This window comes from Azospirillum sp. A26 (assembly GCF_042604635.1).
Lineage (GTDB): Bacteria > Pseudomonadota > Alphaproteobacteria > Azospirillales > Azospirillaceae > Azospirillum > Azospirillum palustre.
In genome coordinates this window covers 73132-94424 of sequence record NZ_CP170473.1, presented here as the reverse complement: position 1 = coordinate 94424, position 21293 = coordinate 73132, and the positions used below count along the sequence as shown (strand labels likewise).

General features: G+C 61.2%; 19 protein-coding genes. 11 read left to right on the top strand and 8 right to left on the bottom strand.

Annotated elements, in window-relative coordinates:
* The first annotated feature begins 130 nt into the window (after positions 1 to 130).
* Entirely contained in the window at positions 131 to 496 is a 366-nt protein-coding gene (locus tag ABNQ39_RS15115) for a response regulator (RefSeq protein ID WP_376961234.1), read from the top strand.
* Between the two features lie 121 nt (positions 497 to 617).
* Here the strand turns inward: ABNQ39_RS15115 and ABNQ39_RS15110 are convergent, their stop codons facing one another.
* From ABNQ39_RS15110 to ABNQ39_RS15080, 7 genes are all read right to left on the bottom strand, one after another.
* A complete protein-coding gene (locus ABNQ39_RS15110; protein WP_376961232.1) occupies positions 618 to 950 on the bottom strand; it encodes a response regulator in 333 nt (110 codons plus the stop codon).
* Between the two features lie 29 nt (positions 951 to 979).
* A complete protein-coding gene (locus ABNQ39_RS15105) occupies positions 980 to 4135 on the bottom strand; it encodes a CheR family methyltransferase (RefSeq protein ID WP_376961230.1) in 3156 nt (1051 codons plus the stop codon).
* 186 nt (positions 4136 to 4321) lie between these two features.
* Positions 4322 to 4519, bottom strand: a complete 198-nt coding sequence (locus tag ABNQ39_RS15100; protein ID WP_376961228.1) for a hypothetical protein — start codon at positions 4517 to 4519, stop codon at positions 4322 to 4324.
* 88 nt (positions 4520 to 4607) lie between these two features.
* Positions 4608 to 4892: a hypothetical protein gene (locus ABNQ39_RS15095; RefSeq protein WP_376961226.1), complete on the bottom strand. Its 285-nt coding sequence runs from the start codon at positions 4890 to 4892 to the stop codon at positions 4608 to 4610.
* Between the two features lie 49 nt (positions 4893 to 4941).
* Positions 4942 to 5097 carry a hypothetical protein gene (locus ABNQ39_RS15090; RefSeq protein ID WP_158279295.1) on the bottom strand — a complete coding sequence of 52 codons (156 nt, stop codon included), beginning with the start codon at positions 5095 to 5097 and terminating at the stop codon, positions 4942 to 4944.
* 342 nt (positions 5098 to 5439) lie between these two features.
* Entirely contained in the window at positions 5440 to 6039 is a 600-nt protein-coding gene (locus ABNQ39_RS15085) for an exopolysaccharide biosynthesis protein (RefSeq protein ID WP_376961224.1), read from the bottom strand.
* A complete protein-coding gene (locus ABNQ39_RS15080) occupies positions 6036 to 7229 on the bottom strand; it encodes a sensor histidine kinase (RefSeq protein ID WP_376961222.1) in 1194 nt (397 codons plus the stop codon). The genes ABNQ39_RS15085 and ABNQ39_RS15080 overlap by 4 nt, the downstream gene beginning before the upstream one ends.
* 348 nt (positions 7230 to 7577) lie before the next feature.
* Between ABNQ39_RS15080 and ABNQ39_RS15075 the strand changes: the two genes are divergently transcribed.
* From ABNQ39_RS15075 to ABNQ39_RS15050, 6 genes are all read left to right on the top strand, one after another.
* Positions 7578 to 8138, top strand: coding sequence for a hypothetical protein (locus ABNQ39_RS15075; RefSeq protein ID WP_376961220.1), 561 nt, complete (start codon positions 7578 to 7580; stop codon positions 8136 to 8138).
* 51 nt (positions 8139 to 8189) lie between these two features.
* Positions 8190 to 8591 carry a YsnF/AvaK domain-containing protein gene (locus ABNQ39_RS15070; RefSeq protein ID WP_098735093.1) on the top strand — a complete coding sequence of 134 codons (402 nt, stop codon included), beginning with the start codon at positions 8190 to 8192 and terminating at the stop codon, positions 8589 to 8591.
* A gap of 68 nt (positions 8592 to 8659) precedes the next feature.
* Positions 8660 to 9400, top strand: a complete 741-nt coding sequence (locus ABNQ39_RS15065; RefSeq protein WP_376961217.1) for a YsnF/AvaK domain-containing protein — start codon at positions 8660 to 8662, stop codon at positions 9398 to 9400.
* 361 nt (positions 9401 to 9761) lie between these two features.
* Positions 9762 to 10085: a hypothetical protein gene (locus ABNQ39_RS15060; protein ID WP_376961215.1), complete on the top strand. Its 324-nt coding sequence runs from the start codon at positions 9762 to 9764 to the stop codon at positions 10083 to 10085.
* Between the two features lie 228 nt (positions 10086 to 10313).
* Positions 10314 to 10961, top strand: coding sequence for a LuxR C-terminal-related transcriptional regulator (locus tag ABNQ39_RS15055; RefSeq protein WP_376961213.1), 648 nt, complete (start codon positions 10314 to 10316; stop codon positions 10959 to 10961).
* A gap of 588 nt (positions 10962 to 11549) precedes the next feature.
* Positions 11550 to 16187 carry a chemotaxis protein CheB gene (locus ABNQ39_RS15050; RefSeq protein ID WP_376961211.1) on the top strand — a complete coding sequence of 1546 codons (4638 nt, stop codon included), beginning with the start codon at positions 11550 to 11552 and terminating at the stop codon, positions 16185 to 16187.
* 154 nt (positions 16188 to 16341) lie between these two features.
* Here the strand turns inward: ABNQ39_RS15050 and ABNQ39_RS15045 are convergent, their stop codons facing one another.
* Positions 16342 to 16482, bottom strand: coding sequence for a hypothetical protein (locus tag ABNQ39_RS15045; RefSeq protein WP_376961209.1), 141 nt, complete (start codon positions 16480 to 16482; stop codon positions 16342 to 16344).
* Between the two features lie 712 nt (positions 16483 to 17194).
* Between ABNQ39_RS15045 and ABNQ39_RS15040 the strand changes: the two genes are divergently transcribed.
* The 4 genes from ABNQ39_RS15040 to ABNQ39_RS15025 all read left to right on the top strand — a co-directional run bounded on the left by ABNQ39_RS15040 (position 17195) and on the right by ABNQ39_RS15025 (position 20572).
* A complete protein-coding gene (locus ABNQ39_RS15040) occupies positions 17195 to 17875 on the top strand; it encodes a helix-turn-helix domain-containing protein (protein WP_376961207.1) in 681 nt (226 codons plus the stop codon).
* 59 nt (positions 17876 to 17934) lie between these two features.
* Entirely contained in the window at positions 17935 to 18354 is a 420-nt protein-coding gene (locus tag ABNQ39_RS15035) for a hypothetical protein (RefSeq protein ID WP_376961205.1), read from the top strand.
* A gap of 382 nt (positions 18355 to 18736) precedes the next feature.
* The gene (locus ABNQ39_RS15030; RefSeq protein WP_376961203.1) at positions 18737 to 18889 is read left to right on the top strand and encodes a hypothetical protein; all 153 of its coding nucleotides are present in this window, start codon (positions 18737 to 18739) and stop codon (positions 18887 to 18889) included.
* A 321-nt stretch (positions 18890 to 19210) separates the two neighbouring features.
* Positions 19211 to 20572, top strand: coding sequence for a recombinase family protein (locus ABNQ39_RS15025; protein WP_376961201.1), 1362 nt, complete (start codon positions 19211 to 19213; stop codon positions 20570 to 20572).
* The last annotated feature ends 721 nt before the right edge of the window (positions 20573 to 21293 follow it).

The window sequence follows — 21293 nt, the reverse complement described above, 5'->3', positions numbered from 1 at the left end:
CCATATATTGGTGCCACCAATGTGAGAAGACGGACTCCCATAAGCGTGCATAGGCATTGCTTTTGTCCAACTTTACAGCGAAGGCCAAAGGCATATGGTCTACGGGACGCCTGATCAAAGGGAGCGGCGGATGTCCGGAAAGCTGCTGAACGACCGTCGTGTCCTCATCGTGGAGGACGAGTTCCTCGTCACCGTCGTATTGGAGGCGGCAGTCTTGGAGGCAGGCGCCAATGTGGTTCGGCTTGCCGCTTCGACCGTGGACGCTCTTGCGCTGATTGAAGCCGAACCCTTCGATGTTGCGCTTCTGGACGCCCGATTGGATGAAGAGCCGGTCGTCGACGTTGCGGAAGCCTTGGAAAAACGAGGCATCCCATTCGTTTTCCATTCGGGATATGGTCCGGAACATCTTCCAAGCAGCCATCGTCATCGCCCCCTGCTCCGCAAGCCATCGCTTTCATCCAGTGTCGTCCATGCACTGTACGAGGCGATGAAATAGCTGGAACCGGGCGGAAAGCCCATTGCAGCGAAAGACACCGATTTTCTGCCTGACCCTTATGGGTCGGTTTCGTCTCTCATCATCGTTGGACTGACAGTGGATGCGGCCATCCGGCACCCGCTCAGGCCATGGCAATGCACAACATGCGAACGATGGCGGCGGGGGCGCAGGGCTTCCGGAGCAGCGGTCTGTGCCGGTGTCGTTGCGGAAGGAGTTCCGGCCCGTATCCCGAGTGGAAGACAAAAGGCTTCGCGCCGGCTTCGAGCGCGTCGGCGACGGCGGTCACCCGCTCATCGTCGAGCCGGACATCCAGGATGGCGGCGTCGAAATCTTCCCGTTCGATCAGCGCCAGGGCATCCGTCACGCAGCTGGCCATGCCGACGACGATGGCCCCCGCATCCTGCAGGATTTCCTCCAACGCCATGGCGATCAGCAACTCGTCCTCGACGATCATGATCCGGCAGCCTTCCAGATGCTTTCCGGTCATCGGGCATTCTCAAGCGAGGCGGGGCTTTCTTCGTCGCTCCTCGTCTGGGCGACCGGTACGGTGAACGTCGCCTGGAGGCCAGCCGGAGCGTAATCCACCATGACATCGCCACGCAGTTCGTAGCGGATTTGCTGGGTGATCAGTTTGGAGCCGAAGCCGTGATGGGTGGGAGGCGACACCGGGGGACCGTCCGTCTCGCGCCAATGGACAAGCAGCACCGCATCGGCATCCCTTTGCCCGAATTCCCAGGTCACCACGACGCGCCCGTCCGCCACGGACAATGCGCCGTATTTCAGCGCGTTGGTCACCAACTCGTGGATCACCATGCCGAGCGCCAACGCGGCCTTGGGCCGGAGTTGAACGGCAGGTCCGTCAACGGCAAAGCGTCCTTCGCTGGTGGCATAAGGCTTCACCTCATTGAGCACGACGTCGCTGAGGGGGATATTCCCCCAACCGTCACGGGTCAGCAGATCGTAGGTGCTGGCGATCGCCTGCAGGCGGCCGAGAAACGCCGTGCATTCCGGTGCCTCGGCAATCGCCTTCAGCGTCTGCTGGGCCAAGGCGGTAACGACGGCCAGCATGTTCTTGACGCGGTGGTCGAGTTCACCGATGAGCTGGCGCTGCTGCTCCTCGGCCTCCTTGAGCGACGTCACGTCCACGAAGGTCAACAACAGGCCTTCCAGATCGTTGCGGGCTTTCCGGTAAGGCAGGATGCGCATCATGTAGTGCCTGGTCCCGTCCCTGGACCGAACCGCCTTTTCCACGGTCGCCGGGTCGGTAAGCGCATGTCTCAGATCCCGATCCAGATCGACCTGATCGAGATGGCTGACGATATCGGTCAGCGGACGGCCGCGGTCGCTCGCGATCAGATTGAAAATCCGGGTGACCGCCGGCGTGAAACTCCGGATCAGCAGGGATCGGTCCAGGAAAATGATCCCGATCTGGGTGCTGTTGAACAGATTCTGGAGATCGTTGTTGGACTGATCGAGTTCCTCGACCTTGCCGTTGAGTTCGATGTTGACGGCGTGAAGCTCTTCATTGACCGACTGCGTTTCCTCCTTGGCCGTTTCCAGCTCTTCATTGGTCGATTGCAGTTCCTCGTTGACCGAGATGAGTTCCTCGTTGGCGGACTTCAGTTCCTCCAATGAGGTTTCATACTCTTCGATCGTGCTCTGGAGACGCTCCTTGGTATCGCGAAGTTCACGTTCCAGCTGCTCCACCGCAACGGGATCCTGGCCCCAGTGACGCTCCTTGCCGTAGATCTCCTCCGCGGGACTTGGGCCTCCGACATCGGAAAACAGGACCAGGGAAAAGGGTTCCCCTTCGCGGTCGAACGGCTCGATCGTCAGATCGAGCACTTGGACACGATCGTCCACCTCCACCGCCAGGTGTTTGCGGGTTACCGGCTTGTGGGTCTGCATCGCCTCGTGCAGGGCGCCGCGAAGATCGAGCCGCAGTCCCTTGCGGGCCATCGCCAGAAGCTGGCGGTTCGGAGCGCCGGGAGGCGCCTGAAGATACTTGCCGGTGTTGGCGGAATAATAGACCACCTCGCCGTTCTGGTTGACGACGACATGGGCCGGAGCGAAACGCTCCAGCACGCGCGCCTCCACATGCCCACGCAGATTGGCGGCATTGGACTGGATCGAACGGGGGGTCTCGGCCGATCCGCGGGTGGTGCGGCCGCCATGCTCCGCCATGGCGAAGGGAATGGTTACGGAGACCGCATCCTGCCGGCGGAACAGGCGATGCTTTTTGTCCATGGGCACGAACAGCGTCTGATGCTGCCCGATCGTCTCGGCCACGCCGAGGAAAAGATAGCCGCCGGGGCGCAATGCATAGTGGAACATCGGGATGACCTGATCCTGAAGTCCCATCCCCAGGTAAATGAGCAGATTGCGGCACGAAATCAGGTCGATGCGTGAAAAGGGCGGGTCACGGACGACGCTGTGCGCCGAGAAGATGCACAGGTCGCGCACCTCCTTGCGAACGAGATAGCTGGTGCCGTCCTCAGTGAAATGGCGCTTGAGCCGGTCTGCCGGCACATCCCGCACCAGATTGGCGGGATAGCGCCCGGTGCGTGCCACCTCCAGGGCATGCTCGTCGATGTCGGTGGCGAAGACCTGGATCTTCGGCACGCTGTGGAGGGTTTCCGCATATTCGGACAGCAGCATGGCGATGGAGTACACCTCCTCGCCGGTGGCGCACCCCGGAACCCAGACGCGCACCGCATCGCCGGCGCTTTTCCCGGTGAACAGATGCGGGATGACGAGGTCCTCCAGCGCCTGGAAGGTCTCGCCGTCGCGGAAGAAGGTGGTGACGCCGATCAGCAGATCGCGAAACAGTGCCGCGGCTTCCGTGCGGTCCTCACGCAGGTGTTCGACATAGCTGTCGATGTCCGTCAGCCGCAGGGCCTGCATCCTGCGTTGGACACGACGGAGGAAAGTGTTGTGCTTGTAGCCCTGGAAATCGTGCCCGATCTGATTGCGCAGAATGGTGGTGATGCTTCTGCGTGCCGCTTCCAGCCGCGCATCCTCATGAACATCCTTCTCACCGGTCAGATCGCCCAGCGACGTGGCGGTTCGCGCATAGTCCACCAGCGTCGCCGCCATCGTTTCCACCGGCGCGACAAGGTCGACGACGCCGGTGGCGATGGCGCTGTTCGGCATGCCGTCATGGCGGGGAATTCCGTCATGCCCCTGGGCGATGGTGAAGCCGCCCCGTTCCTTGATCGCCTTGACGCCCAGGGTGCCGTCGCTGCCGCCACCCGACAGGATGATGCCGACCGCCCTTTCACCGCAGTCGCTGGCGAGCGAACTGAGGAAGAGGTCGATCGGGTTGCGCTCGCGGCGGGAGGCGCTGTCCGGCCGGACATGCAGCCGTCCGCCGTCGATGGTCAGCAGGGTTCCGGGCTGCAGGGTGTAGATGCGGTTCGCCTCGACCAAATCCCCGTCGCAGGCCTGATGCGCCGGCGTGGGCGTGCATCGGCCGATGATGTCGGCCAGCAGGCTTTCGTGTTCCGGTGACAGATGCGTCACGACCACGAAGGCCATGCCGCTGTCGGCGGGAACGGCACCGAACAGCCCCTCCAAGGCCTCCACCCCGCCAGCGGATGCGCCGATCCCGACGATTGGGAAGGATGCCTTGTCGCTCATGCTGCTGCCCTTCCACAGATCCTGACGATCCGGATCGATGTCGTTTGAGGATGCCGGGGATGGCGCTCTGGTCGGCGATGAGTTCTTCTACATTTCAACTGGAGCACCCCCGCGGGACGATGGCCGGCCGTCCCTGGTGGCGTTCTTCCTCACAGTCGATGCCAAATTCTGACGCGGACGGTCAACTCACTCTTTAGCATCCTGCTTTGGTTGCGCACCACCGTCATCGTCCCAGTTGCGAAGCAGAGTGCCGCGCTCCCGCTGGCGTAGACGCTCATCGCCGATCCCCAGGGTCACCGAAGGCACGGACGCGGTTTGAATGAACATTTTTCCGTTCAGGAAATGGACCGACGACGACCGATGTTTCAGTTGCACGGTTTGCATGACGACATCTCCTCTGCGGTAAACTCCGGTGCGGAGCGGCTTTCTGCGATGGGCGGAGCATCGCTCTGCCCGGTCCTCGCAACGGGGTTCATCCGGGCAGGAGATTTCCGTTTTCCGCCGGTTCCAGGAGCCGGCCCAGTTCATCGGGGTCGATGAGCACCGTCTGCTCCATGGCCATTCCGCGATTGGACTGCGGAAGACGGATCCAGGTCGCGCTGCGCCGATACACAGGGAAGGAAAGCGAGTCGATCAACTCCTCGTCGGTCTCCACGATGTAGCTTCCCGCCGGTTGCACCCCGTCGACGCCGCTCAAGGCAAAAGGATGGGCGAACGTTATGGTCCTGCTGGTGGTGCGAGTGAATGCGGTGGTCATCGAAGGGTGCTCCCATTCATGTCCGGCGGATTTCCTTGAAAGCAGCTGTCTATCCGCCCGAACTGGAGAACAGCAGCCCGGCAAGAAAGCCGACTGAGACGCCAAGTGTCAGATAAGCCATGTTCTTCCATTTCGGCGCGGACAAAGCCCAGGCGGCACGCTCTGAAACCATCCACTCCGACAACGTCCCGTGCGTGAGCGACATGGCGATCTCCTTCCGGATATTTGGTTTGAAATATGGTGCCGACAAATTTAGTTACAATGGGGAGAGCCAAATAATTACATTGATGCTTATTTAGCTCGTACTGCCGCCTGCCTCCGCCGGGCAGGATCCTCTACCTGAATGATTCTTGAGCATCCCTTATGATGCCTTCTCTCCATTTGGCGCGATTGAGCAACGGCCTGCATGCCAAAGCACGCGGCAAAAACCTGCCATATGCCGCTTCGCCGGATGGGACGCCGGTCCAACAGCATTGTCGATCATGTCCGGATGGATGATCTTCCCCCCGCAGTGCCATACGCGGGCCTGACCGATGTGAGCCACGGCTCAAAAAAACATGGACCGGACCGCCTCGACCGACTGCCAGACGGTGATCGCCGTGGCGATGAGAACGGCGGCGGCCATCGCCAGCGATACTGCCAACAACACCCCGTCCTCTTCCAGATAGGCCAAGGCGATCAGCATGATCGTCACCGCCGGGACGACATTGCTCAGCGGAATGGGAACGAAGAAGACGCCTGCAAGCACGAGGACGACCAATCCGACCACGCGCGTCGTCGTCTCGAGCGGCATCTTCCAGCGTGGGCGTATGACCGTCTCCATGCGCCTCAGCACCGGCACGGTACGATCGACCATACGGACCAGGCGCTGTGTCGAGAAACGCCGCGACATGATCGTCCTGGGAAAGGCCGGCGTTTCCCGCGCGAGGATCATCTGGAGGGCGGGAATGGTCAGCAGCAGCCCGACGACCGGCGATGTTCCCGGAGTCAGCCCGATCACTGCCAGCAACAGCAGGACGACGCCGAAGGAGCGCTTGTGCAGCCTGCCCAGCAGCCAGCCGAATGTAACGCCCTCGGCCGGAGCTTCGGCGAGCAGGCCACGCAAAACTTCGGATGTCGGGATATGCGGGGGCAAGACCGAGGTCATGACGGGATCGACACCGTAACGGTCGTGCCGGCGCCGGACCCGACGCTCAGACCGCCTTTGACCTGCTCGGCCAGCAACTCCATCAAGGTGAGGCCGAGCGACCCCAAGCGTCGTTCGTCGGCCATGCCGATGCCGTCGTCACTGATGCTCATGCGCAGGACTTCGTACGAGATTTCCCGGAACGAGACGGCGATGCGGCCGGATCGCCCGTCCGGGAAGGCGTATTTCAGCGCATTGATCATCGCCTCGTTGGCGATGAGGGCCAGCGGGATGGCCTGATCCGGTTTCAGGAACACCTCGTCGGCGTCGACATCCAGCACCACCCGCAAACTCTGTGCAGGCTCGAAGGACACCAGCAGGTCGCGGCACAGCATCCGCAGATACCCCCCGAATTCGATCTCCTGCAACCCCTGCGTCCGGTAGAGCTTCTCGTGGATCTCGGCCATGCGGTCCAGCCTTTCCACGGCGCTGTGCAGTGCCTCCTGCACGGCCGGCTCCCGGCCATGGGTGAGGTCCAACTGGATGCGCAGGAAGGACGAGGCCATCTGGAGGGTGTTTTTGACGCGGTGGTTCACCTCCTTCATCAGGTTGTCCTTGTCGCGCAGCAGCACGTCCTTGTCGGCAAGGGTGTTGCGCAGCACACGCTCCACCTCGGTGCGGCGCTCAACTTCGGCGGCAAGTTGGCGATTGAGTTCATCCAGCCGCCCGGTACGCACCGAGACACGGTGATCGAGTTCTTCGTTGAGCTGGCGCAATCCGTCTTCCGCCGCCTTGCGCTCGGTGATGTCGACAAAGGACACGAAATGGTGGCGGATACGGTCTTCTTCGAAAACGGGTGCGACATGCTGGAGCACCCATAGCGGCTTTCCATCCCTTCGATAGAGATGGACCTGACGCACGATGGCCTCGCCGGCGCGTAGGGCGAGGCCGATGGCGCGCGCCACCTCCGGGTCGGTGCCGGAGCCGGACAGCAGATGATAGCTCTTGCCCAGAATCTCTTCGCGCGCATAGCCGCTGAGCTTGGTAAATGCGGCATTGGCGAAGACGATCGGGATATCCGGCAGGGTGGGGTCGGCGATCAGCATGGGCATCAGGGTCGTTTCCGCGGCCACCACAAAGGGGCCACCGCGCGCTGCCTCAATCCTGACCATTCTCTCTGCGTCCTGTTGGTCGCGGGGATTATCGGGCATGCAGCGCTCCTTCGTCCGATCCATTGTTCGAAAAGGATATAGCCGCTGAATGCAGCCTTCCCAGGCGAAGAAGTGGCAGAGCCCGCTCGCCAGTTCGGCGCCGAATGGAAAAATATAACGATTGATCCACGACAAAAAACCTCCTGACATTCTTGCGTATGTAAAATATATCCTCGCAATACCAAAAGAACATCTCCTTTATATTCGGCAATTTATAGTTCTTAATTTCAGATTATATTTTCAAAACCATTGATATTTTGCGGTGCGGCATAATATAGGATTAAGTCATCGAGGTAGAGCACAGCGCTCCCTTTCAGCTCTCGCACCCCAAACAGTCATGGAGACGTCATGGACGACGGCACTTATTCCACATCCACCATTCGCCCGACCAATCGCCCCACCATTCGCAGTGCCAGCGACGAAGCCGCGGCGGGCAACGACGCGCCGAAGGAGGCCGGCATCCGAAGCGCCAGCGAGGAGCACACGGCGAAACCTGCCCGTGAGCTTGGTCGGCAGCCGAGGCCCTGGCCGCCGAGGCTACCCGGCGCTTCAGGCAACCAGGGCTTTCCGGAAACCGTCCGGACCGCTGGCCAGAGATTCGACCGTGCTCTCAAAGACGGTCTCGACGAGAGTGGCGATCGGGCCACGGCACTCGGCGGGGCCCTGATGGCAGGCTATGGAACGGCCATTTCAGAAGCGGTCTCCTTCATGGGCCAAGCCGCGGAACGCCAGAACGAACTGTTGGGCAGCATGCTCCAGGCCCGCGGCCCGCAGGACATCATGACGGCGGGACAACGCTACCTGCTCGGCGGATGGCTGGCCTTCTTCGAGGTCAATGTCCGCGTCGCCCAGGCCGCGTCCCGGATGTCGCAAGACACCGCTCACAGCCCGCCCCGGCCTGGCGCCTGACACCGCCGGCGCTCTCCAAAACCGCATGACAGTATTTCGGGAGGATCTCCGTTGACCGGTTCGGAAAAGGAGACGCAGACGCTTCTCACCGTCGAAGAGCAGGTGGGCGTCCGCAAACGCCGACAGGTCACCGGGACCGTCCGCGCCAGCACCTTCAGCCATGAGCGGGAACAGTCGGTCGAAGCCGACCTGTCGATGGAAACACTGGAGGTCGAGCGGGTTCCCATCGGACGGTTCGTCGACGGCCCGATCCCCGACCGCCAGGACGGCGACACCACCGTCATCTCGGTGATCGAGGAGGTGGCGACGGTGGAGGTCCGCCTGAAGCTGGTGGAGGAGGTCCGGATCACCCGCCGCACCACGGTCGGCAGGATGTCCGACACCGTCACGCTGCGCCGTCAGGAGGTGGTGATCGACCGGGATCCTGCGTTGGAAGAGGACTCCGAGGTCTGACCCGCCCGGAAATACACAAACAAATACACAAACTACCCAAAACACCCGAAATTCCATTGGAGAATATCATGAGCACGATCGTCGTCGGACTTTACAAGGAAAGCGGTTCGGCCAGGAATGCGTTCCAGGCGTTGGTCGCGGCAGGCTGCCAGGAGGTCGACATCGAGACCTTCGACGGTGCCGACAGCGCCGACGAAGCCGCCCAGGGACTGCTGGGACATGGATTTCAAAAGGACTTGGCCGAGCAGTACGGCATGGCTGTCCGGCACGGCCACATCCTGGTCGCTGCCGACATCGCCGACCGGGACGCCGATGCGGCGGAGGCGATCCTCGACGAGAATGGAGCCATCGACCTGCCTGACACCCTGCCTGTCGTTGCGGCAGCGCAGAAACCGGCCCAGAAGGCGGGCAATGGCGCCACCGTCGAGCAGGAAACCCTCCAGTCGGTGAAGGAGGAGGTCGAGATCGGCAAGCGCCGGGTCGCCAAAGGCGGATTGAAAGCCGTGTCGCAGATCACGGAAACCCCAATTCGGGAGACCGTAACGCTGCGCGACGAGGCGGTGGGCGTGGAACATCGCAAGGTCGACCGTCCTCTCCGCCCCGACGAGGAGAAGGCTGCGTTCGGCGAGAAGACCGTCGAGCTGACGGCAACCTCCGAAACGCCGGAAATCACCAAGGAAGCCCGCGTGGTCGGGGAGGTCGTGCTGTCCAAGACCGCTTCCGAACAGGAAAAGACCGTGGGAACCGTCGCCCGCCGCAGCGACGTCAAGGTGGAGCCCGTCGGCAACAAGCCCGGCAACAAGCGCTGATCTGAAACGTGCACAACAGATGGGGCGGCCGTTCGGCCGCCTCCCGCCGCAGCGGACATAACCTGCGGCGGAGCTGTTGAAGGTCTTTCTAAATAACTCACAGCTTCAATTGTCGTTTATCGATAGATTTCTCTCAATAGAAACACAAAAATGATTTCAAAATTTCGAATGTACACTTATGACTTTCGGGGATATCCCATTGTGGAAATCTTAGCGAACCCCACTTTGATTATTTCAAAGCCACCCCAGGCCTGCTCATTTTGCCGAAGATCGCAAATCCAAGGTGTTTCCTGGCGTGACTCGATCCGGATGGCATGGCTGCCGCCATTGCCGGCAAACCGGCCCACATCGGAGGCACTTTATGAATTCCCGGACAAGGCTGGCCTTCTTCATTCTTAAAACCCACGCCGGATGGATCGTCCGGGCGGACGGCTTCGTCTATCCGCCCTGCACCGACCAGATCGATGCGCTCGCCAAAGCCATTCGGGAAGCGCAAGCGGCGGAACGGCTGGGCTTCGCCAGCGTCGTGCTGGCGCAATCGGCGGCAGGGGAACCCTGCCATGTCCGCTGGTCCTGTGCCGGCAATGACGGAGCGGCACAGGCGGTTATGGAGCCTCCATATCCGGTAATTCCGGCGATGGCTGACACCCTGACGCCGGGGTCCGTATCGGAGGGACGTCCATGACGCCCCTTCTCCATTCCATCGGGGACAGCTCTGCACGCCATGATCCCGGACTCCGTGCCCGCTGGCCGGGCGTGACCGGACGGGCCAGGACTTTCCTCGTTTGTTCAAGCACGAATTTCAAAATTCTCTCTTATCAAGAGCTGAAATATTCTCCAAAGAGCGGGTCGCTATTCCAATATTTTAAGCGCAAGACTGCCAGATTATCCTAGAAACTTGGAGTATCTGGCAATGTCTTTTGTTTCCGTATCCTTGATAGATGCGAACAATCTGTTTCGCCAGGGCTTGAAAGTCATGTTCGCGGAGCAGGGCTTTCACATCGCCAAAGAGACATCGTCTCTCAAGGCGGCGCTTCAGATTGTCCAGGAGGGCGACGCTTCGCAGGTCATTCTGATCGACCCTGTTGGCATCGGCGACTTCGCGGATCTTGTCCGGTCATTGAAGGTGGCTTGCCCGGACACGCATGTGGTAGTGCTTACCGGCACGCTGGACGCCGAAATCATGACGAAGGCCATCCAGGCCGGTGCGGACGGATTCTTGATGAAGGACATGTCCATGGAGGCGCTGGCGCAGTCGTTGCGGCTTGTCATGATCGGTGAAACGGTCTTCCCCAGTGCCTTGGCCGCACTGCTGATCGGCGGTCGCCTGAACGGTGCCGCCGATCTGGCGGTACCGCAAAAAGGTGTTTCCAAGCGCGAGGCTCAGGTTCTGCGCTGCCTGCAGAATGGCAGCTCCAACAAGACGATCGCCAACCACCTCCGGATCACCGAGGCGACCGTCAAGATTCACCTCAAGAGTTTGCTGCGCAAGATCGAAGTCTCGAACCGCACGCAGGCCGCCCTCTGGGGCCTCAACAACGGCTTTGCGGATGCAGAGTGACCTGATTTTCTCCGACGGCATGTTGGGATTGCCGCCCTGCCGGCCATGGACGGACGCGTGAAGCCGGCGACGTGGCACGCACCGCACGGGACTTGACGTCCTCCGGTCCATTGCGAAGCGGGTTGCCGCAACCGGACAGATCAGCCGATTATCCCGCAAGTCCAGGCACAGGTTCTGCCAACCTGTTGTTATAGAAGATGTGGCTGAGCCACATCTTCGCTGCATCGCGCCGATGCGTAATCAATATTTTCCCATTCCGAGTGGCGTTTCTGTGCAGAACAACACATCTATTTTTGCGGAACTTCACATAGATCAAAAATATAGAATTTATAAAAATTATTGATTGACAGGCCATAATTTGCGCATTAACTTTGCGGTTATTGCACAATTTGCCTGAGACTACCGTGAAGTTATGGGTGTAATTATTTTAACTTTTTGTCTATTTGAGATCATGCGGTAAATTTATAAGCGCTCTAATTGTTTAGTGTCTGTACGCCAGCCCCATACTCTCCTGCCATGAACCCCGGCGCGGCGAGGCTTGGTTAAAAGTTTCGCTGGCTGGGATCATCCTATTGGCAGGAGGCGATCATGATGTCGGCGGATGAAGGCACGGATCGTCATTGTCAGGACATTCCCCGTATGGATCAGGATGAACAGCGGCGCATACGGCCCGGCCCTTTGGCGATCGTCGGTATCGGTGCCTCGGCTGGCGGTCTCAAAGCCATCACGGCCCTGCTTAGGGGGGTACCGGCTGACAGCGGCTTGGCCTTTGTGGTGATTCAGCACCGGATCCCGAACAATGAACGATTGCTTGCCGACCTGTTGAAAAATGTGACGGTGCTGCCGGTCCTTACGGCCCATGACGGGATTCCGCTGGAGGCCGATCACATCTACATCGCTCCGGCGGGTCGGTTGCCGACCATGGAGGCCGGCCAACTGCGCATCCGCGAATCGCGGCAGCCTGTCGACGCGACCCTGCCCATCGACATCTTCTTCCGCACACTGGCGACCGACCAGCAGGAGAAGGCGATCTGCGTCGTGCTGTCCGGTACCGGCGCCGACGGCACCAATGGACTGCGTTCGATCAAGGAATGCGGCGGGCTGGTGGTCGTGCAGGATCCGACGACCGCCGACTTCGACGGCATGCCGGGCAGCGCCATCGCCACCGGCATGGCCGACTATATCCTGCCGCCGGAGCGCATGCCCGGTGCCATCGTCGATTTCGTCCACCAACCCTACATCGGCCCGGCAACGGTTCAGAAGGCCGATGCGCCGGACGGCTCACTGGACGGCATCCTCGATCTGCTGAGCGCGCACACCAAGCGCGATCACAAGGCTTACAAGCCGCGGTCGCTGATCCGCCGCATCGAACGGCGCATGGGGATTCACCATATCGCCGATATGACGGAATACCGGGCCTTTCTGGGCACCCACCCGGCCGAAATCGAACTGCTGTCCCGCGACATCCTGATCAGCGTGACGCGCTTTTTCCGCGATGGTCCGGCATTCGACATCCTGGCCGGAGACTACATCGTCCCGCTGGTGCGGAACCAGCCGGCGGGCAAGCCGATCCGCGTCTGGGTCCCGGCCTGCGCAACCGGGGAAGAGGCTTACTCCATCGCAATCCTGTTGATGGAGGCCTGCGCACGGAGCGGCTTATCCCCCGGCTTCCGGGTCTTCGCGACCGACGTGGACAATCGGGCGCTGACCGTCGCCCGCACCGGCCTGTATCCCGAAACCATCACGGTCGACGTGTCGGTCGAACGGCTCGCCCGCTTCTTCACCAAGGTCGAGGACGGCTACAAGGTCGCCAAGCCATTGCGCGATGTGGTGTCCTTCGCCCAGCACGATCTGCTCAGCGATCCGCCTTTTTCCAAGCTCGACCTGATCAGTTGCCGCAACATGCTGATCTATATCGAGCCGGACGTGCAGAAGGCCATCTTCACCCTGTTCCATTTCGCCTTGCTGGATAATGGCGGCCTGTTCCTCGGTACGGCGGAGAACCTTGACACGCTCTCCAGCATGTTCGCGCCTCTTTCAAAAAAATGGCGCCTCTATCGCAAGATCGGTGCGACGCGCAGCAGTGCGATGGCGGTCCTGCCGACGGGAGGGCGGTCCGCGATCCCGGTCCCGACACTGCCCACCCCCTTGCGCGGCACCAGCCCGGCAGACATCATCCGACAGGCCCTGCTGCTTGAATACGCGCCGGCGGCCGTCCTGATCGACGGGCTGCATCGCATCCAATATCTCTTCGGTCCGACCGGCGACTTCCTCGACCTGCCGACGGGAGAACCGCCCTGGGATCTGACGGCGATGACACGCGGGGAATTGCGCCTGCAGCTCCGCCGCGCCGTCACGCAGGCGCTCTCCTTGCATGGCCGGGTTCAAGTCTCCGGAATTCGGCACAAGCGTCACGGCGTCGTGGTGCCGGTGACCATTCTGGTTATCCCGGTGCGTTTCCCGCGGGCCGGCAGTGACTTGCTTCTGGTGACATTCACGGCGGACCGCGCTGTACCAACAAGCACGCCGGTCGCCGAGACCGCGCCGCTGCCGATGGAAATCGACGGCGTCGAACAGCTCGAAAACGAGCTGCGCATGACCCGCGAGGAGTTGAACGACACCATCGAAGAACTCAGCGCCACCAGCGAGGCGCTGCGGATCGCCAACGAGGAGGTCCTGTCGATCGGCGAGGAGTACCAGTCGACCACCGAGGAGCTGGAGACATCCAAGGAAGAGCTGCAATCCCTCAACGAGGAACTCAGCACGCTGAACTCCCAGCTGCATGAAAAGGTCGACGAGTTGGAGGCGACCACCAACGATCTGAGCAATCTGCTGAGCAGCACCGACATCGCCACGGTCTTCCTGTCGTCGGAGCTGCGGATGAAGCGTTTCACGCCATCGGCGACCCGGCTGTTCGCTCTGCTGCCGCAGGACGCCGGGCGCCTGATCACCGATATCGCCCGACATTTCTCCGATCCTTGCCTGCTGCCCGACATCCGGTCGGTGCTGTCATCCCTGATGCCGTCGGAACGCGAAGTGTCGACGGACGACGATGCGACCTTCCTGCGCCGCATCCAGCCCTACCGGACGCAGCAAGGCCGGGGAGAGGGGGTCGTGATCACCTTCAGCGACGTGACGCCGCTGAAGCGCACCAGTCTGGCCATGGCTCTGCAGGCCCGCCAGTACAAGCTGATCGCCGATCTCGGACACAAGGACCTCATCGGAGCGGAAGGACCGGAGACACTGACGGAAGCGGCCCGTCTGATTGCCGAAGGGCTGGGAGCGGACGGCGTCGCCATCCTCGGTCCCGGCGAGGATCCGTCGGGCCGGCGCACCGGGGACGCTGACGATCTGATCCTGATCGGCAGTGCCGGCCTCTCCCTTCCACAGGAGCCTGCCGTCAGGATTCCCAGCGACATGTCGACACTGGTCGGACGGGTGTTCCGGTCCCGGCAGCCGTCGATCGTCAAGGATTTCGCCACCGATCAACGTGTCCGCTCCTCCATGGCGCTATCGGGCAGCCACTTCGTCAGCGGTCTGGCGGTTCCCTTCGGCGGCGAGGCACGCGGGCCATCCATTCTCGCGGTTCTGAGCCGCAAGGCCGGACGGTTCAGCGATGCCGACCTGGAATTCGTCCAGGCCATCGCCACCGTGCTGGGGTTGGTCATCGAACGGGCGGGGGTGCTGCGCACGGCGCGGGCCGAGCGCGATTTCGCCCAGGCCATCGTCGACACTGTCCGCGAACCGCTGCTGGTGCTGGACGAGACGCTGCGGGTGGTCGGCGCGAGTGCGGCCTTCCACCGATCCTTCGCCACCACGCCGGACGGCGTGCTCGGCGTCCAACTGGCCGAGACGGCCGGCGGCCTGCTGGGCGATCCCGCCCTGCACCAGGCGCTGGAACGGATCGTACCCGACGGCACGGTCATCGATGCGCTGGAACTGACCATCGGTCAGGGTGTCGGCGAGCAGGGTGCCGAGGGACGCCGCACCCTGCTGCTGAACGCCCGCCGGCTCAATCAGGCGGGCCAACTGATCCTGTTGGCGATGGAAGACGTCACGGAGCAGGTGCGCGTGCGCGAAGCCCTTGCCGCCGCCAAGGCTGCCGCCGAACTGGCAAGCGCCAGCAAAACCCGATTTCTCGCCGCTGCCAGCCACGACCTGCGTCAGCCGGTCCAGGCCCTGCTGATGTTCCATCATCTGGTGGCGATGCAACCTCAGGGCGAGGCGGCGGCCAAGCTGCTGGTCAGCATGGGCAACGCGCTGGGCGCCATGACCGCCATGCTCGACGACATCCTGGATGTGTCGCGTCTCGACGCCGGCATCATCCAGGTGACGCTCCGGTCATGTCCGGTCCAGACGATGATCGATTCGCTGTGCGCCGAGTTATCGCCCTTGGCCGAGGCGGCCGAACTGACATTGCACAGCGTTCGGACCAGCCTGTCGGTGCAGAGCGACCCCAAGCTGCTGGAGCGTATCCTGCGGAACTTCATCGCCAACGCGGTCAAATACACCGACCAGGGTCGCATTCTGGTGGGTTGCCGCCGTGCCGGGCCGAACCTGCGCATTCAGGTCTGGGACACCGGGCGCGGCATTCCGTCGAACCAGTTGACGTCGATCTTCGAGGAGTTCCATCAGGTCGACAATCCGGAGCGTGACCGGCGGCAGGGGTTGGGGTTGGGGCTCTCCATCGTGGAGCGCCTCGCCGCGCTGCTCCATCACCCGATCCGGGTCCAATCGGCACCAGGGCAGGGATCTATGTTCGAGATCCTGGTTCCGTTGGCCGGTCCGGACGATTCTCTTCCGAAGGACGAGGAGATGGTCGTATCCGACGGCGGCAACGGCGAGCGGGTGGTGGTGATCGACGACGACACGGCCGTTCTCGACGGGGTCGCCGCCTTCCTCCACGAGTTGGGCTATGATGTGGTCGCGGCATCCGATGGCGACACGGCGGTGGAGCGGTTGGGGAGCCAGGTGCCGGACTTGGTCATCGCCGATTTCCGGCTCAAGGGCATGGAAACCGGATCGGAGGCAATCCGACGGCTGGAGCGGCATTTCGCCGCCCGGCTGCCCGGAATTCTTCTGACCGGCGACACCTCGCCCGCACGCATCCGGGAGGCGAGCGCCAGCGGCTTCCTGTTGCTGCACAAGCCGCTGAGCCCGGAGCCTTTGCTGACTGCCATACGACACGCCCTGACGGACCAGTCCTTGGAGCCGGGAACCGCCTGATCCTCTACCCGGTTTCTCTGCCAAGGCTGGTCAAGCAACTCAGGGCCACACCTCATCCGCCCAGATTTGAAATCCTGTCAACTGTTTAGGGTCGAAGGTGTGGATGAGCGGCACGTCGGCCGCATCGCGACCCTGCGTGGACGCTATCCCGGACTCAGTCTTCGACCGATGCCATTCCAACTCGGCATAGGCTGAACCGGCTCACCTCGCCCGAGCGCCCGGCCTCGGCTACCGCGACGGCGATCGTCTCTTTGTGCGTGTCCATGGCGACAAACACCCCGGTATTCTGCTCCATGGCTCGTCTCCTGTGTCTGAGGCTCGGCGCCGGCCCACCCAGCGCAATCCTCGTGTGTGACATAACGTGAGACGAGCCACCTGCAGCTCAGCAGGGACATGGGGGTCTAGCGGCCACGCTATGACACGTGGTTGCCGTGTGGAACGACATAATGTGCATCGCTCATATCAGGTGGGGACGCCCGGCACGATATGGCGTTCTGGCCTTTTCAGCAACGCTGAAAGGACTGCCCTGACGATGGCTGAACTCTAGCGCAGTCACCCTGTCAGTGCGACCTTCGAAACGAGCTCTCAATCCATCAGAAGAAAAACCGCTATCATTGTCATTAGCAAATTTGCGGCCAGCAGCCACTTTATGACTTCCAGTCGACGAAGGCCTTACCGAAGCTTTCGCTGCTCATCCTATTCCCTCTCCGTTCTAATTAGCAAGGCACGCTTTCAACGTTTCCATTTCATGCCCAAGCTAACGCCTATGGCCGATCAGATTTAATTTACAATGCTCCTAGCAGATGACAAATCCCCTGCGTCAAAGGTCGATTCACATTTTGCGCTCCAAGCCATTTTGGCGCGCGCTGGAGCGCGCCCGTGGATAAAGCCGATGTCGCACATGCCTAACGTACATTCCAGGCTCAGCCGTAACGTTGCAGAATGTGCATTGCATTCAATTCCTTTCGGTATCATCCTATTCCGATACGATCCTATCGAGGTCAATTGTGTCAAAGCTGGCAGACATCAGGGCATCGCAGCGACTGTCGCAAGGCGAACTTGCCAAGCGGGTCGGTACGACTCAGTCGCAGATCGCCAAGCTTGAAAATGGGCAACGATCATTGTCGCTCAATTGGGCAGCCCGGCTTGCTCCGCACCTCGGCGTCAAGCCACAGGCGTTGCTGATGGAAGACAGCCAGATCGCGCTCTTGATGCTGATCACCAACGATGCCATTGATCCCGTTGATCTCTCACCAGACGCGACAGAACCTAGTCCACCTCAGAGCGTCTGCTCCGCTGGCACAATAACCGTCTTCACCTTTACGACAGCACGCCCCCCAATCCAGGGACGTTTTCCACTGCAGGCCGCTCCCGTTGGAACCGCCCTGACGCCACCCTGCCTCAACAGCGTGGAGGACGCCTACGGTGTTCGCGTCGCTGACACCCGGATGGCCCCGCGCTTCACGCCTCGGCAAACGCTCTATGTCCACCCGCGTCAGTCCCCGGTCCCAGAAGTTGGGGTGCTCATCCGCCTGTCTGACGGCACCGCTTGCGTGCGCGAGTGGCGCGGTTGGACTGATGACGGCGATCTCCTCCTTCACAGTTATAACCCTGCTGAGACCGTCACACTGCCAGGGGGCAGTGTTGTCGATGTTCATGTGATTGTTGGCCTGGAGGAAGGTCTGTAGGTCGCTCCACAATATTTCCTCCAGCACTGCATACCCAAGCCCTGCCCTGTGCGATATTCATGAGACTCACCATGTTCTCGTATGACCACACCGACATTTTCCTGAAACTGGATGCCAACTACGATCTGTGGCCGCTGATCCGTACTTTGCAGAAGGGCGATCTTTCTTCCAGTGATCAGCAGGCTCTTGCCGATCGCTTGATACCCTCTTGCTCCAAGGTCCCTCACTTCGTGTTCAAGCGCGGGAAACGCGGCCGTCCCCGTAAATTGAAGACCACCTTGAACGCACTCGACGTGTGCACAGAAGTTTCTGTCGAATTGGCCGACGCTGAAGGCGCTGCTCCAATTCAGGTGAAGCGCGCGATTGCAAACGTACAGGACGCCCATCTCCGGGAGTCCGGCTACTCGGAGCGGACTATCTACCGAAGCCGGGCCGTCGCCAACGAACTTAGTGTGGCATTGCCGCCATGGAAGAGGTAAGCGACGATCCCGCTGGTCCCTATTTCTGAGATCACCCAAGGCGCTGGATTCCCAGCGCCTTTTTCTTTTCTCCAGCCTCAGACCGGTGGCTGGAAAATAGCGAAATTGTGGCAGGAGGTTTCTATCGCACATAAGGCAAGTCCGGTTTATTCCATTCGTCATCATTCCCCTTGGAGGATTTCAGATAACGAGCAGTCCAGATCAGTCCTTTGGTGTTAGCGGAACCGGAGCAGCACGGCTCCCTCTCCCGCCGGACAGCCTGCCGGAGCAGTTGGTGAACCTGGCCCGCTTGCTTGGGCGAGCGGCCGCTCACGAGTTCGGTCATGCCGTCACCGATCCCCAGTCGACCTGACCCCACCCCTCGACCAGACGAGCACTGCCGATGGAAACGCCCTCCCCTCAATCGAAGCTCATCATGCTGACCGTCGCCGAAGCTGCCGAGATCAGCCGGATGTCACAGCGCTGGGTCCGCAATCAGATTCTCGATGCGGATGCTCAGGATCTTGAACGCTTCATAAAGTCGTTGCGGCGCTAGAGATCACCCCATTCTCTTCCTGTTCACTTGGTTCATCAGCCGAGTAGAAGCATTGGGAATACGTGCCGGCACAAAACCTTCCGTTTTGTTCCATGCTATATTCCCATCCGAACACACCGTTCACCTCCGTATCATTCCACAGATCGGGAGACACCACCATGCACACTGTTGCTGGACTGAAAGAACTCGTCCTTCCTACTTTTGAAGAGACGACACTTGCTTCCTTGCAGGAAGCCTTAATTGCTTTGCCGCTGCCGGAGGTCGACCTTCGGCGCATGAAAGCGACGCTCAGGACCACAGCGCGCGCTCTCAACGAGCCACTTGCCGCCGCCGGACTTCGGCGAGATCAGCACGATCCACGTCGCCATCATGGGCATGATGGCACAGATGCAGCTCAGGGAGATCGGTCAGAAGACCCGGCGCAGCCATCTCGGCCTCGCCAAGGAGGGACGTATTCCCGGCGGCAAAGCCTATGGATACGACGTCGTCGACGGCGACAAGGCAGGTGGCGGGTATCGCCGCATCAATGCGGGCGAAGCCGCCGTTGTCCGCCGCATCTTCGCGCTGTACGCCGACGGCATGAGCCCCCGCGCCATCTCCCGCCTGTTGAACGATGAGAAGGTTCCAGGTCCCAGGGGGAGGAAATGGGTCGATACCACGATCCGCGGACAGGTCGCGCGCGGAACCGGTATCCTCAACAACGCCAACTATGCCGGCGTTCGGGAATGGGGACGTTGCGAGTTCGTCAAGGATCCGGGCACCGGCAAGCGCGTCGCCCGCATCAACCCTCAGGGAAAGCGGGAGATTGTCGAAGTCCCCGAGTTGCGCATCATCGACGACGTTCTGTGGAACCGCGTCAAGGCGCGACAGGAGGCGGTTGCCACCGAGATCGGTCGGGATGAGCAGGGCAACGCTCTGAACCGCGTGCATCGCCGGCGCTTCCTTCTGTCCGGCGTGCTGGTGTGCGGCGTCTGCGGCGGCCGCTACACAATCATGGGCAAGGACCGCTACGGTTGCGCCGGGCACCGGAATTCCGGCACCTGCCCGAACGACCGCACCATCAGCCGGCAAGCGATCGAGGGCCGTGTTCTTGCCGGGCTGAAGGAGCGCCTGCTCGGCGCCGACGTGGTCGCCGCCTTTATCGAGGAAATGGTGGTGGCGCAACGGCGTGATCAGGCCGAGGCCAGGAACCGGCGCGGCGACCAGGAGCGCGCTCTCGCGGGCATCGACCGGAAGATCGCGTCGATCCTGGAGGCAGTGGAGAACGGGATGTACAACCCGTCCCTGAAGGAGCGGCTGTCCGCCCTGGAGGCCGAACGTGCCACGCTCGCCGCCGAGATCGGCGCCCTGGGGACGGAGGCGCCGGAGATGCTGCTGCCGGCCAACCTGCCGGAGCTGTACAGGCGGAAGATCGCGGAGCTCGAATCCGTGCTCGGCGACGGCGACGAGGGGATGGCCGCGATGGAGATGATCCGGTCCATGGTCGACCGTGTCGTGCTGTCCCCTTGCCCCTCGGGCGCCGGGCTGGAGGCCCAGCTTCATGGCGACCTGCTGGCGATCCTGGAGGCGTGCGCCGAAGCGGACCCGAAACGCCGACAGCCCGCCTCGTTGGAGGCGGGCTGTCAACTGTCGGTGGTTGCGGGGGCAGGATTTGGCCTTTACCGAACACGCGTTCCACGTTGAAGAATGGACCGCCCCTTCATCAAATCAGTCCCCGGTGAACCCAACTGGTACACAACAAAAAGCACCTACCGCAAGTGGACGCATCAGTAAAAGCTGCTGAAATCCATCACCGCCAGCTACAAATTGTTGTTTTTTTAGGAGAAACGACAAGAAAAACACAGAATATCCCTCCATTTATTCTAACAGGAAGAAATGTTCTGCAATTATTCGCCCATGTAAAAGGCGCGGCAGAGCACAATGGAGCGATCAATCCGAACGCGATATTTGGAAGCTTAGTTGGGGGACTAGGACCCCCAACGACGTTCACCGGCGCGGTGCTGCACAAAGAGAAATCAACGGGTTGCGCGCTTCTCCGTCACATATCGCGCGCTGTTGTGCGACAGACAAGTGTGACAGGAGTGCCCCTTGGTGTTACGTCAGCCCGGCATGAGCCTGCCAATGGGTGGGAGAGACCACAGGCGGCGTGGGAATTGGCTCGAATGCTGATGCTCTGCCCAACACCACAGCCGGTCATGAACGATCTACCCCCGACTGGCGAGGCAACCCAAGCTCAGTTCCAGCCAATCGAGTTTCTCTTCCACCAGACGGTAGGCGTCATCGCCGATGGTCAGGGGTGGGCTGTGTGCTCTGGCGCCGAAGTAGCAGTTCTAGCTGCTTGACGTATCGCCGATCCCTTTCGATGATCCGCGCCGGACTTCGCCCCGCCAACCTGCGCAAATCT

Bases quoted from the DNA above. Each gene is read 5' to 3' on its own strand.
- ABNQ39_RS15115 (WP_376961234.1), top strand. From the start codon at position 131: ATGTCCGGAAAGCTGCTGAACGACCGTCGTGTCCTCATCGTGGAGGAC.
- ABNQ39_RS15075 (WP_376961220.1), top strand. From the start codon at position 7,578: ATGGACGACGGCACTTATTCCACATCCACCATTCGCCCGACCAATCGC.
- ABNQ39_RS15085 (WP_376961224.1), bottom strand. From the start codon at position 6,039: ATGACCTCGGTCTTGCCCCCGCATATCCCGACATCCGAAGTTTTGCGT.
- ABNQ39_RS15105 (WP_376961230.1), bottom strand. From the start codon at position 4,135: ATGAGCGACAAGGCATCCTTCCCAATCGTCGGGATCGGCGCATCCGCT.
- ABNQ39_RS15095 (WP_376961226.1), bottom strand. From the start codon at position 4,892: ATGACCACCGCATTCACTCGCACCACCAGCAGGACCATAACGTTCGCC.
- ABNQ39_RS15045 (WP_376961209.1), bottom strand. From the start codon at position 16,482: ATGGAGCAGAATACCGGGGTGTTTGTCGCCATGGACACGCACAAAGAG.
- ABNQ39_RS15090 (WP_158279295.1), bottom strand. From the start codon at position 5,097: ATGTCGCTCACGCACGGGACGTTGTCGGAGTGGATGGTTTCAGAGCGT.
- ABNQ39_RS15110 (WP_376961232.1), bottom strand. From the start codon at position 950: ATGATCGTCGAGGACGAGTTGCTGATCGCCATGGCGTTGGAGGAAATC.
- ABNQ39_RS15035 (WP_376961205.1), top strand. From the start codon at position 17,935: ATGAGACTCACCATGTTCTCGTATGACCACACCGACATTTTCCTGAAA.
- ABNQ39_RS15030 (WP_376961203.1), top strand. From the start codon at position 18,737: ATGGAAACGCCCTCCCCTCAATCGAAGCTCATCATGCTGACCGTCGCC.
- ABNQ39_RS15050 (WP_376961211.1), top strand. From the start codon at position 11,550: ATGATGTCGGCGGATGAAGGCACGGATCGTCATTGTCAGGACATTCCC.
- ABNQ39_RS15060 (WP_376961215.1), top strand. From the start codon at position 9,762: ATGAATTCCCGGACAAGGCTGGCCTTCTTCATTCTTAAAACCCACGCC.
- ABNQ39_RS15080 (WP_376961222.1), bottom strand. From the start codon at position 7,229: ATGCCCGATAATCCCCGCGACCAACAGGACGCAGAGAGAATGGTCAGG.
- ABNQ39_RS15055 (WP_376961213.1), top strand. From the start codon at position 10,314: ATGTCTTTTGTTTCCGTATCCTTGATAGATGCGAACAATCTGTTTCGC.
- ABNQ39_RS15065 (WP_376961217.1), top strand. From the start codon at position 8,660: ATGAGCACGATCGTCGTCGGACTTTACAAGGAAAGCGGTTCGGCCAGG.
- ABNQ39_RS15100 (WP_376961228.1), bottom strand. From the start codon at position 4,519: ATGCAAACCGTGCAACTGAAACATCGGTCGTCGTCGGTCCATTTCCTG.